General features: G+C 71.5%; 8 protein-coding genes. 1 reads left to right on the top strand and 7 read right to left on the bottom strand.

Annotation, left to right across the window (positions count from 1 at the left end):
• Window position 1: 1 nt before the first annotated feature.
• The 7 genes from ACFYYH_RS01590 to ACFYYH_RS01560 all read right to left on the bottom strand — a co-directional run bounded on the left by ACFYYH_RS01590 (window position 2) and on the right by ACFYYH_RS01560 (window position 10,249).
• A complete protein-coding gene (locus tag ACFYYH_RS01590) occupies window positions 2-826 on the bottom strand; it encodes a pentapeptide repeat-containing protein (protein ID WP_388545264.1) in 825 nt (274 codons plus the stop codon).
• 231 nt (window positions 827-1,057) lie between these two features.
• Window positions 1,058-3,730: an ATP-binding protein gene (locus tag ACFYYH_RS01585; protein WP_388544388.1), complete on the bottom strand. Its 2,673-nt coding sequence runs from the start codon at window positions 3,728-3,730 to the stop codon at window positions 1,058-1,060.
• Window positions 3,731-3,971: 241 nt separating this feature from the next.
• Entirely contained in the window at window positions 3,972-5,117 is a 1,146-nt protein-coding gene (locus ACFYYH_RS01580; RefSeq protein ID WP_388544387.1) for a HesA/MoeB/ThiF family protein, read from the bottom strand.
• A complete protein-coding gene (locus tag ACFYYH_RS01575) occupies window positions 5,114-6,565 on the bottom strand; it encodes a M14 family zinc carboxypeptidase (RefSeq protein WP_388544384.1) in 1,452 nt (483 codons plus the stop codon). Before ACFYYH_RS01575 ends, ACFYYH_RS01580 begins: the two co-directional genes overlap by 4 nt.
• Before the next feature lie 497 nt (window positions 6,566-7,062).
• Window positions 7,063-8,268, bottom strand: a complete 1,206-nt coding sequence (locus tag ACFYYH_RS01570; protein WP_388544383.1) for an esterase-like activity of phytase family protein — start codon at window positions 8,266-8,268, stop codon at window positions 7,063-7,065.
• Window positions 8,269-8,402: 134 nt separating this feature from the next.
• Window positions 8,403-9,344, bottom strand: a complete 942-nt coding sequence (locus tag ACFYYH_RS01565) for a hypothetical protein (protein WP_388544380.1) — start codon at window positions 9,342-9,344, stop codon at window positions 8,403-8,405.
• A gap of 242 nt (window positions 9,345-9,586) precedes the next feature.
• Window positions 9,587-10,249: a GntR family transcriptional regulator gene (locus ACFYYH_RS01560; RefSeq protein WP_388544379.1), complete on the bottom strand. Its 663-nt coding sequence runs from the start codon at window positions 10,247-10,249 to the stop codon at window positions 9,587-9,589.
• Between the two features lie 659 nt (window positions 10,250-10,908).
• Between ACFYYH_RS01560 and ACFYYH_RS01555 the strand changes: the two genes are divergently transcribed.
• Window positions 10,909-12,189, top strand: a complete 1,281-nt coding sequence (locus tag ACFYYH_RS01555; protein ID WP_388544377.1) for an ABC transporter substrate-binding protein — start codon at window positions 10,909-10,911, stop codon at window positions 12,187-12,189.
• Window positions 12,190-12,265: the final 76 nt, after the last annotated feature.

Raw genomic sequence — 12,265 nt, 5'->3', positions numbered from 1 at the left:
GCTACCAGTGGGCGGGCCGGGTGAGGGCCGTCGGCAGCCGGGTGGCGGCGTCGCCCCGCGCCGCGTTGACCTGGCCCTGGACCAGGAAGACGGCTCCCGTCAGATCGGCGCCCCGCAGATCGGTGTCCCTGAGATCCGCCCCGATCAGATCGGCCAGCCGCAGATCCGCGTCCCGCAGATCGGCGGCGATCAGACACGCGCCGCGCAGATCGGCGCCTCTGAGGTCGGCACCCCTGAGTCGCGCGCCGAGGAGGTCGGCGCCCCTGCGGTTCTTCTTCCTGCCCCGGATCCCCGCCCGCACCAGTTCACTGGTGCGCAGCAGCAGCGGGTTGACCGCCCCGCGCCGGGCCGCCACATCCAGCTCCAGCAGTGCGTCGGCATCGGCCAGGGTGAGGCGTTCCGTCGCGTCGAGCGCCTCGCGCAGCTCGCCGTGGAGTGGACGGGCCGGCTCCAGCGTCAGGGCCTCGCGCAGATACCAGAGCAGCTCATGGAGCTGTCGCATCACCGGGAGCACGGCGAACATCCGCCGCGCGTCCCCGGGCGCCCGTCGCCAGTCCTGTCCGCCGAAGGTGATCCGGGAGACCTTCTGACCCGCGCCGAAGCAGTCGTACACCGTGCATCCCCGGTAGCCGCGCTCCCGGAGGCGCTGGTGGATGCCGCAGCGGAAGTCGGTCCGCAGATGCCGGCACGGCTCCCCGGCGTCCTTGTCGACGGGGAAGTCGGCGGAGGCCGTGAGGGTCAGCGCCACACAGCACAGCCCGAAGCAGTTCGCGCAGTCGGCGCGCAGGGCCGGACCGGGGCCGGGGCTCCCCGTTCCGGCAGGCAGGTCGGGGAGCTGGGGGCCGGGCTGCGGGGGGTCGGGCTGCACGGGCAAGGGGGTCCGCTCTCCTGTCGGGGAGGCTCGTCGGCCGCCGCGGCCACGAGGTGTGGGTCGGAGGGTGGGTCGGGAGGCACCCGTGGACGAAAAGCGACTGCGGTCCCGGCGAGGTCCATACGAGAGCCCTGAGGGACCGGGGTACCGATACTGCTGCGCCGGGTCCGCCGGAGCCACCGGTTTTCAGTACCGGACGTGACGGGCCTCCAACGCCCCGCGCGCCCGTGCCGCCAGACCGTCGGCGCCGCACCGTTCGGCCAGCTCCAGACCGCTCGCGAGTTCGGCCGGGAAGCCCGCCGCGATGCCGTACTCGACGCGGGCGACGGCGAGTTCGTACCGGCAGGGCGACGATTCGAGATGGGCGACGGCCTGCGCCAGCAGCTCGGTCCGCACCGGGCCCTCCCTCAGGGAGGCCGCGCAGCAGAGCGCGACACCGATGGCGGTGTGCGTGCCGAGACGTTCGGCCCGGTCACGGGCGTACGAGGCGAGCCCGGCGGCGCGTCCCGGGTCGTCCTCGGCGAGGGCGCGAGCGAGATCGCACGCCCAGGGGGCCATCACGATGTTGTGCCGGCCGCGCTCCGTCAACGCCCGTCCGGCCGCTTCCAGTTCGGCGACGGCCTCGTTCGTGCGGCCGAGTGCGAGCAGCAGCCGGCCGCGTACGCACGACGCGTCGGGAACGACGATCGAGGAGGAGTACGGCGGGGCGAACGTATGGCGCTCGGCCGCCTCCCTCGCCTGGTCGACATGGCCGCGCGCCAGCAGGGTGTCGATGAGCATGGAGGCCGCGTCCCAGTGCATCGGAAGGCCGTTGCCCACCCGGTCGGCCAGCCGCAGGCTCTCGCGCAGATACATCTCGGCCTCGGCGAGATCGCCGCGTCTTCGGTGGAGATAGCCGACCAGCGCATGGGCGAAGGCGAGATGGCCGCCGCTCCAGCCGGAGATCTCGAAGGCCCGCAGGCCCTCGGTGAACAGGCTCTCCGCACGGTCGAGCCGGTCGGCGAAGGCATAGGACAGACCGAGCAGGGCCGGCGGTTCGAAGCCCCAGGCCGTGTCGGTCCAGCCGACCCCGGCCGGCAATGCTCCGTCCAGCAGGGCGCGTTCACCTGTCTGGACGATCTCCTCGGCGCTCTCGCCCCGGGCGGTGCGGTCGAAGGCGCGCAGCATCAGCAGCACACGTTCGGTGTTGTCATGGCCGGTGAGCCCGGCGGCCACCCGGTCGAGACGGCGGGATCGCCCCGGTCCGTCCTCCTCGACGGCCTGCACTCCCTCCCACAGGAAGTGCGCGGCCTGGAGCCGCATCCTGGCGGGGCCCTCCTCCCTGCGGGCGACCTCGGCGGCCACCACCTGGGCGGCCTCCCCGGTCTGGTTGTTGTGTGTCAGGGCCTGGGAGAGCCGGAACACCACATCGACGCGGAGGTCGTCGTCGAGCTGCCGGGTGCCGAGCGCCGCCCGCAGATGACCGACCGTGGTGGCCGGTGAGGTGAGCAGGGTGGCACAGCCCAGCTCGTACAGCACCCGGGCCCGCACACCGGGCAACGGCGGTTCCGCCAGGGCGCGTTCGAGGCAGCGCCGCGCGGCGTCCGGCGCGCCCACCGCGAGATGCTCGGCGGCGGCCTCGCGGAGCTGGCCGACCAGTTCGGGGTCGCCGTCCGGGTGCACTTCGAGCAGATGCGGCGCCGCTGCCGCCGCTCCCCTGCCGCTGCGGGTGACCGCCCAGGCGGCGAGACCGTGCATGGCGGTACGGACCCCGGAGGGAATCGCCCGGTAGACGGCGCCCGCGATCAGGGGGTGGACGAAGTCCAGTGGGTCCACCCCGGTCAGGATGCGCGCGGCCCGCAGCCGTTCGGCGCACCCGGCCGCCTCCTCATGGCTCATGCCCGCCAGCGAGACGGCCAGATCGAGGGAGATGTCGGTGCCGAGGATCGCGGCGGCCCAGGCGAACCGGGTGGTGGCCGTGCCCAGTTCCTCCAGCCGGGCGATCAGTCCCCTGCCCCGCGCGGAGGCACCGAGGGCGCGCAGCTCACCGGCGCGGTCCTCGACGGGTTCGAGTCCGCAGTCCTTGACCTTGGCCAGCAGTTCGACGGTCTCGTACGCGTTGCCGCTGGTCACCGCCCACACCTCGCGGCAGAACGGGTCGTCCGCGTGCTCGCCCAGTGCGGAGCGGGTGAGGCCGGCCGTGGCGTCGGAGGTCAACGCCCGCAGACTGACGAGGAGTTTGGCCGAGGCACCGAGGGTGCGCAGATACCGCTCGGCCGCTCCGACGGCCTCCTCGGTGCGGTACGCGACGACCACGAGGACCGGCAGACCACGGCCGGGCCGCTCCGCGAAGGAGGCGAGCCACGCGAGGGTCTCCAGGTCGGCCCACTGCGCGTCGTCGACGATCAGGACGAGCGGTCCGTGCGCCCCGGTGAGCCGTTCCACCAGCGCGTCCAGTCCGTCCCTGACGCCCTGCGGGTCGGCGTGCTGCTCGCCGGGCGGTGCGATGCCCAGCGCGGGGCCGACGATCTCGTACCGGTCGCCGAGGAGGTCCCGCGCGTCCGGGGCGTCTTCGCCCTCGTCCTCGCGCCCGCCCACCGTCATCGCGGGCAGCAGCAGTTGCCGTACGACATGGAACGGCACGGAGGTGACGGTCTCACCGCCCCGCGCGGACCACACCGCACAGCGTCCGGTCGCCATCCGGCGTACCTCGGAGAGCAGCGCGGTCTTGCCGAGTCCCGCCGCGCCCCGGTAGACGAGCACCCCGCCGGAGGGCGCGGCCGCGCACAGCGCGTCGACCGCACGGGCCGCCGCGGCGAGTTCGGGTTCACGCTCCAGCAGGGGGAGGGTGCCCGTGTGTCCAGGCCGGTGCACCGGCATCCCTCCTCTCGAACAGTGCGCAGGTCAAGTGTCGAGGGTAGCCCCGGAGTGCCCCGGGTGGACCAGAATCCATACGAATTCGGCCGTTCGACTGCGCGGGGAGCCGGGCCGGGGGTAACGGCCGGCGGACGGGGCCCAGGAGCGGGACGATCACTCCGCCGGAGGGCGGGTCCGCCCCCGCCGGGGCCGCCCGCCGGGGCCGCACGGTGGGTCCGCACGCTGGGTCCGTCCGCCGGGTCCGTCACGGGCGCGGGGTGCCGCAGGCCGGGCAGTCGCGCCTGCGCTCGAAACGTTCCTCCAGCGGTTCGGAGAGCGCCATCAGATTGAGGCCGAAGCGGAAGCCGGGCTCCATCTCGGGTACGCCGGTCAGCAGGGCGATGGCGGCGTACACCAGGAGATGGCCGGAGAGCCCCGCGGTGACGGCGTTCACGGGGTTCCACTCCATCCGGGGCGAGGCCGCCTCCTCGTCCTGTCCCGCGCCGAGCCGCAGATCGCGCCGCTCGACCTCACCGGCCCGGTGGCACTCCCAGCACGCACCCCGGCCGGGCGCGTGGACCCCCACGGTGACCAGGGGCCCCCGGTAGCCCGCGTCGAGCCAGGGAATCCCGGCGGCGAGACAGACCCGGTTCGCCCAGCGGCGGATCTCCGGGGGCCGGTCGGCGCAGAGCAGCAGCAGGTCGTAGCCGGGCGCGAGCAGTACGGCGAGGTCGTCGGGGCCGCGCACCTCACGCCGTTCCGCGGTCAGCGCCACCCGGGAGTTGACCGCTTTCAGGGCCGCGGCGGCCGCGGTCGCCTTGGGCCGGCCGATATCGCTCTCGTGGTAGAGCGGCTGCCGGTTGAGATTGGACAGCTCCACGACATCGCCGTCCACGCAGTGCATCCGGCCCACGCCCGACGCGGCGAGGCCCTGGGCGGCGAAACCTCCGGTGCCGCCGAGGCCGAGCAGCAGGACTCGGGCCGACCGTAATCGGGCCTGGAGTTCCCAGGCCGTCGCCCGGGGCGACAGGTCCATCCAGCGCAGCAGGGTCACCCCGCGGCTGTACCGCTCGCGGTCCTCGGCGGTGAGCGCCGCCGAGGGCTCCGCACCCGCGTCCTCCAGGAATCCGGCCTCGTACAGATCGTCCATCGCCTCGGTGACCGAGCTGGGTTCGACCCCGGGGTGGCGGGCGAGCACCTGGGTGACCGCCTCGGCGGGGGCGCGGGTCCCGTCGAGCGCCTCGGTCAGTGTCCAGATCCAGCCGTCGGGATCGGTGACCTCGGCGCCGATGCCGTACACGACGCTGCCGATCCGTACGTTGCCGTCCACCGTGCGGTACGCCCGGTGTTCGGGTTTGACCCGTGGCCGCCGTAATCCCGACACCGGTTCCGTCCGTCCGTCCGGTGTCATGCCCGTACCGCCCTCGGCTCCCTGGACCGGTCTGCCAGCTCCGCGGCGGCCAGCACGATCCTGAATTGATGTTCGGCCTGGTCACGGACCGGGATCCAGCGGGCGCGGCAGTCGTCCTCGAAGGCGGCGCAGCGCTCGGTGAGGAACCGGTCCAGGGTCTCGCGCACCTCGGTGAGGGCGTCAGGGAGGGCTCCCGGCGGCGGGCCGGGGAACGGTTCGGGAAGGGGCGCGGGAAGGGAGTCGACGAGGGGGTGGTCCTGTGCCACGGATTCGGGCACGAGCATCTGGTGCAGCAGCCCGGCGGTACGGACGACGAGCCGTTGCGCGGCGATCCGCAGCGCCATGATCCGCGCCCGGTTCATCGGCGGCAGGCCGCCGGGGCCGGTTCCGGGGCCGGTGGCGGCGTCGGCGAGGGCCCCGGCCTCCCCGCCCGTGAGCGCGCCGCCGCCCGTCCGGCCGAGGGCCGAATCAGGGGCCCACTCGTCCGCGAGCCCGGGACAGACGGCCAGATACTCGTCGACGGGTGCGAGCAGCGGCCCGGCGGTGGCGAGGAGTTCGGGCCGTACCCGATCCAGCAGACCGGCGAGCGTCCGCGCGTCCGCGCGGAGCGTGCGGCTGATGGTCTCCAGCGCGCTGTGGGGGTCGGGGTGCGGCGAGGTGTCACCGACCTCGTCGACCCCCCACATCGGAGCTTCGACGACGGCGGTGACGGTGCCGTACGGGTGCGGATGGAACCAGGTGGAGGCGGCGGTCGCCGCGGGCAGGGAGACGAACTGATCGGTCTCCTGGGGCCGTGGCATGTCGTAGACGCCCGGACCCGGACTCGGCCAGAAGAAGGCGTCGTACGGGCCCAGTTCCACCGGGATCCGGAGATCGGCGGCGGACCGCGCCAGTTCGTGGGAGAGTCCGGGCAGCGCGCGGGTGAGCTGGACGAAGCCGCCGCCCACGTCGACGCCGTGCAGCGAACACTGGAGATAGGGGCGCAGCTCGTCCTGGAGATCGAGCAGGGCCCTGGTCTCCGGCATGGGTTCGGCGCCGGGCTCGGTGGGCAGCCACTCGGGCTGTCCGGCGAAGCCGGGGCGGAAGAAGTTCCGGTAGTGCTGGGCGAAGGTCATCGGGCCCTTGAGCCACCGCTCGTTGCGGCGGGCTCCGTCGGGATCGAGACAGAGAACGAAGTGCCAGGTCGTGTCGGGGAACCGGTCCGCCCGGCCGGGCCGCAGCAGATACCGGGCCAGGCGCAGCACCGTGAGCCCCCCGACCGGTTCGTTGGCGTGCGGGCCGGCGACCACCAGCGCGTGGCGGCTGCCCCGCCCCACGGACATCAGCCGGATCGGCTCCCCCGCCCGTGAGGTGCCGATGCACCGCAGAACCACCCGGTCGGGGTGCGCCGCGGCCAGGGCCGCGGCGCCGGAGGTCAGTTCATCGACCGTTGGATATCGCCCCGGCACGGCAACGCGTTCAGGAGCCGGTGGAGTTGCTGTCGCCCGTTGTCTCTTTCCTGTCCAGCCGACGGATCTTGATCGTGGTCTGCTTGCGGCGTGAGGTGCTGTCGCTCTTGACCGTTCCGCTCATGAGCCGCTCCTTCGACATTACGGCGCCCAACTCCGCGTTGTGCACCTGATGTGATGGTCCGTCACAGAATGAGTGTGCGTCAACACCCGTGACGGGGGACTCTGCGTATGTCTCCCCCGCGGTTCCGGTCCCTCGCGCGACCGGGTCCGCCGACCACCGATTCGGTGCCCCGGCTGCGGGGATCGATGCGCGCCGGGGGGTAACGAACCTGTGACATGGACCGCTCGGATTCGCATCGGTGAACAAACCCCCGGCGGACCGGGCCCGGCGGGCCACCGGGAGACCGTGGTGGCGATGGGAGATCGCGGGGGCGGTGGGCTGCCGCTCCTCGATCACCCGGTGGCCCGCCGCCGGCCGGGACCGGCGGCCCGTGTCAGCGGAACGCGCGCCTGTCGGCGTTCAGCGGGTCCGTGAGACGTACGGTGATGAACTCGTTGTTGTCCGCCACGCCCGGCGTACGGCCGGAGGAGAACGGGAAGTTGTTGTCGTTCATGACGGCCAGGGTCCGGTCGTCGAGCAGGACCACGTCCTCGATCGTGGTGAACGGGAAGCGGAAGGTCTTCCCGAAACCGCCGAGGCCCTTGGGGTTGGCGATGTCGAGGAGGTCGGCGACCAGCGTCTTGTCCATGGCCCCGTCACCGTCGCGGTCACGGTTGTCGGCCAGGTAGACGCGCTTGAACGCGGCGTCGTCGCCCTGGCCGCCGTCGCGCTCGATGACCAGGAAGCGGTGGCTGTCCACGGCGATCGCGTCGCCGATGGCGTTCGAGGGCGACTCCAGCCGGTAGATCCAGCGGGTGCCGGTGTACCGGCCCTCGCGCGGGTCGAATTCGTTCATCCGCAGATCGCCGGGGGTGTCCCCGGCCACCGAGCCTTCGAGGAGCGGGTAGAGATGACGGCCGTCGACCGAGCGGGCCATGCCCTCGTAGCCCTTGCTGGCCGGGAGACTGGGGGTCGCGCCGTTCAGATAGGGGTTCTCCGGCGCCTGGACGCCCTTGAGCGGGATCGGGGCCTGGAGGAGGCGGCCCTTCGCCGAGAAGTGCAGCAGGAACGGGCCGAACTCGTCGCCCGTCCAGTAGGTGCCGTCGGAGGCGCGCACGATGGACTCGACGTCGAAGTCGGCGCCGGTCAGCACCCGGTCCGCACGCGTGAGCGCGAACGGCACATGGCGGTAGGGGTCGCTCAGGTTGAAGCCGCCGAGCACCTTGATCCTGCCGGTCCGCGGGTCCGGCTTGATGTGGTGGACGCGGAGCAGGAAGTCGGCGCTGTTGGCCTGGTTGCCGTAACCGTTGTCGGACAGTACGTCGAAGGTGCCGTCGTGCCGGTTGAGGATGCCGCTGAATCCCTGGACCGGCTGTCCGGCGAACGGCGGCGTGATGCCGTTGGACGGAGCCGTGCCGAGGGCCGCGCCGGAGGGCGGGCTGCCCGGCACGAACGTCTCCGCGGGCAGCGACGCGAATCCGGTCAGGGTGGCCCGGCCGAACTCGGTGGGACGGTGGTGGTGGTCGCGGTCGGCCACCGCGGGTGAGGCGAGACCGACGGTCAGCGCGGCGGCGCTGAGCATGATCAGGAGCTTCTTCATGGCAGGGACGCTAGAGACGGCTTATGACGTACGCCCCAACAGCAGGCTACCCGCGCACGAGCGGCAGACGGCCCGCCGTCCGGCCGCCGCTCGTGTCCGTCCCTGAGGACGTCCTCAGGACGCCCTCAGGACCTTCAGGGCCGGTAGGCGTTACGGGTGTAGCTCAGGCTGAACGTTCCGGTGTTCTTGAAGTACTGGCCGATCAGATAGGCCGGGTCGCCCGCGATGGAACCGGCCTGGAGGTCACTGCCGTCGTTCGTGTCGTCCCAGGCCCAGGGGGTGTGCGCGGCGTTGTCCTTGCCGTTGTCCCCGGCGAAGGTGCCCCAGGAGGCGTACGGGGGCTTCGCGTCGCGGCGCTCCCACAGCCCGCCGGAGGAGAAGATGTCGACCAGCTGGTAGGAGGCGGCGCGGTCGTTGCCGCCGGTGGGGACCGTACCGGCGGTGCGGCTGGGACGGTAGACGATGCCGTCACCCCCGGGGAAGCTTCCGCCGCTCCAGTTGTACATCCCGTGGCCCTTGGCCTCCTGGAAGACGGTGGGGTGCTGCGCGCCGTCGTGGTTCTCCATGAGCAGGGTGCCGTCGATGTTCTCGCGGTTGCCCTGGAACGGGCTGCCCGCCGGGATGTACGAGTAGTAGTTGTCGTGGGCCTGGGTGACGGCCGCCTGGAGCGTGCCGTAGGTGCTGCCGTCCTTGAGGACGACCTCGACGACGCCTTCCATGTCGTTCTCGTGCGAGGAGATCTTCCAGTCGCGCGGGTGGTAGAAGGCGTAGGTCAGATACCAGTGGGTCGAGGTCTCGACCACGGAGTAGTACGCCGTGCCGGTCAGCCGGGCGGGGTCCGCGTCGAGGTTCTCCCAGTTGTTGAGGGTGTTCCAGTCGCCGTCGTAGTCGACGCGCGAGAGGTAGTCGGCGCTGTAGTGGCCCGACGCGCTGTCCTGGTAGTGGACCGGGGCCCACCGGTAGGCGAGATCGGCGTCGCTGGGTCCGGCCGCGTGTGCCTGGACGGGCACCGCGAGCAGTCCCACGGGGAGGAGGAGGGTGACGAGGGCGGCACGGGCGGATCGCCGGAGCTTCACGGGTTCTCCTGAGGCTGGGGCAGTCGATGTGCGGGCGGCCGTCACTATCCGGTCGCCGGATGACGCACAGCCCGCCCCTGTCATGACGTGGACATGAAGATTATGGGACCGCTGGGCCGGCCGGCCTCCCGTGTGGCCGGCCGGCTCCCTCCTCCGCCCTCCGCTGCCCCGCGCCCTCCGCTCCCCCGCGTCCTCCGCTCCCCGCGCCCTCCGCTCCCCCGCGCCCTCCGCTCCGCCGCGCCCTACTCCGTCGCCGCCTCGATCAGCCGTGTCTGCGCCCTGCGCAGATGCGTGCGCATACGGGCGGCGGCCGTCTCGTCGTCGTTCTCGCCGAGCGCCTCCAGAATGCGTTCGTGCTCCCGGCAGGTCTCCTCCGCCCATCCCTCGCGGAACGAGAGCCGGTACTGGTGCGCGTGCGCGTGCAGCCGCTCCAGCGTCAGACGCAGGAACGCGTTCCCGCTCAGGGAGGCGATCCGGTCGTGGAAGACGGAGTCGTGGTGCAGATACAGCAGCAGCGTCGAGCGGCTCCGGAAGTCCCGCGCCGCCTCCCGCATCTCCGCGAGCTGGTCGGCGAGTTGCCGCAGATCGGACTCGGTCACCTGGAGGGCCGCGGCCGAGGCCGCCGCCGGTTCGAGCAGCAGCCGCACCTCGAACAGCTCGCGCAGACTGCGGCTGCTGAGCAGGGTCGCGGCCGTGTAGCCGGCGAGCGAACGTTTCACCACCAGGCCCTCCGCCTCAAGACGCGCCAGCGCCTCACGCAGCGGAGTCTGCGAGATCGTCAGCTCCTGGGCGAGCGTATTGATGTTCAGCTTCGTGCCCGGCTCGATGTCGTGGTCGACGAGCCGCTGACGGATCGTGTCATAGGCGGTGTCCGCGAGTGCCTGTCGTCGAGGCGCGCCTGCCATGGTGCCGCTCCCCCTCCCGTTCCTGGTCCTGGTTCCGGTGCCCGGTTCCCCGTCCGGCGATGCCCGCCGCCGGCGCTCGCCACCCGGCACTGACACACCGTCAGCCGGTGGCCGCCGACGGTGCGGGTGCCTGGGGGCTCGGGGGCGCCGGGACGCCCCCGCCCATCGATTGTATTTTTTTCGTCTTTCCTCTGGTGGCGCGGGGTCCGTTACGCGTTCCCGTGCGCACCGGCCACCGCAGAGTCGAACGCACGGTGACCGGATCGTCAAGACCCCTTGCGATCTGCACATATGCCGAGGAGATCCACTCCGCCCCACAGGAGGAACGGTCTCGATCGGTCTCGATCCGGTAAAGGTCGGTACGAGTCTTGACTGCGTGGTGATGCTGGCTACTCTTCTGAAAAGTATACGAAACAAGGGTGTTCACCAGGTCCGACCGGGGCCTGCGGAGCGGCACACGCCCATGTCGGGCGGCACGGTGGACGGGCGCGGACGGGGCGCCCGGTGACCGTTCCGCTGCCCGAACGCCCGGTCTCATGGAACGTCCCACCCCCGCTCCCCTCCCCGCGAGCGGGTTCTTCAGGACCAGGTAATTCGCTCGACGGCTCGCGGCGCGGCCGGTCTCCGGCCGCATCGCGTGAAGCATCAAGGAGGATGACATGAAGCGCAGACCTGCCCTCATGGCGGCGGCCGGCGGTCTCGCCGGTGCCCTGGCGCTGACCGGCTGCTCCACCAGCGCCACGTCGGCGGGCGGCGGCAGCGGCGGTGCCCTGACGTTCATGACCTTCGAGACCCCGGCGCTCACCGCCGCGTTCTGGGACACCTCCATCGCGGAGGCGCGGAAGGACGTCCCGGACACCGAGATCAAGAAGATCGTCTCGCCGGACGCGGACCGTACGGCCTACGCCAAGCAGCTCCAGGCCTCCGGACAGTTCCCCGACATCCTCTCCTCCGTCAACCCGAAGGACTTCACGGCGGCCGGGCTGCTGAAGCCGTTCGACCAGACGTGGCTGGACGAGAACTTCACCGACCCCGACGGCAACGCGATCGACGGCAAGTCCTACATACCGCCGACCAACTCCCAGATCATCCCGATGATCTTCTACAACAAGAAGATCTTCGCGGAGAACGACCTCCGGGTACCCACGACCTGGGACGAGTTCGTCACGGTCGTGACCAGGCTCAAGAAGGCCGGCGTCACCCCGGTCGAGATGGCGGGCGGCGAGCCCTGGTCGGCGGCGATCCCGCTGTCGGGCATCATCACCGCCGATGTGCTGGGCGCGGACCCCGGCTGGATCCAGAAGCGGTACAAGAACGAGGTCAAGTTCACCGACCCCGGGATGACCGCCGCGGTCGGCAAGTACCGTCAGCTCGTCGAGGCCGGAGCCTTCGACAAGGGCGCCCTGAGCGTCAGCTACGCGGACGCCAACAAGCAGTTCCTGGACGGCGAGAGCGCCATGTATCCGATGGGAAGCTGGTTCATCGGCCAGATCCCCGCCGCGGCGGCGAAGGACTTCGGCACCTTCCTGCTGCCGAGCGGGACCGGCAAGCCGATCGTCCCGTTCAACACCGGCGGTACGACCGCGGTCAGCGCCAAGTCCTCGAACGTCGGCGCCGCCACCACGTTCGCCCAGGCCTGGTCGCTCTCCAAGGCCAACCTCAAGACGCTGATCGAGACCGACGGCGCCTTCCCCATGCTGAAGAACGTCCCCTTCGAGGAGTTCGGAGCCAAGGTGACCCCGGTCTACACCGACGGCTTCAAGCTCGTGACCGAGGACAACACGAAGGTCAGCGCGTTCGGTCAGGTCAACAACGACGACGCGCTCCCGCCCGGTGTGGTCGAGCAGTTCAACTCCCTGGCGCAGAAGCTGTTCACCAGCTCCGACGTCAAGGATGAGCTGACCTCGTTCGACGCCGACTGGGACAAGGCCGCCAAGTAGCCGGGGCCCGTCGGAAGTGACGGGCGGGGTAGCGGTCCAGGCTTCGATGACATCGTTGTCAACCGCTTCGAAGGAC

This window comes from Streptomyces sp. NPDC002018, assembly GCF_042890865.1.
GTDB lineage: Bacteria > Actinomycetota > Actinomycetes > Streptomycetales > Streptomycetaceae > Streptomyces.
Note: the sequence above shows the minus strand (reverse complement) of the source record. Positions and strands in the feature narration are given on the sequence as shown.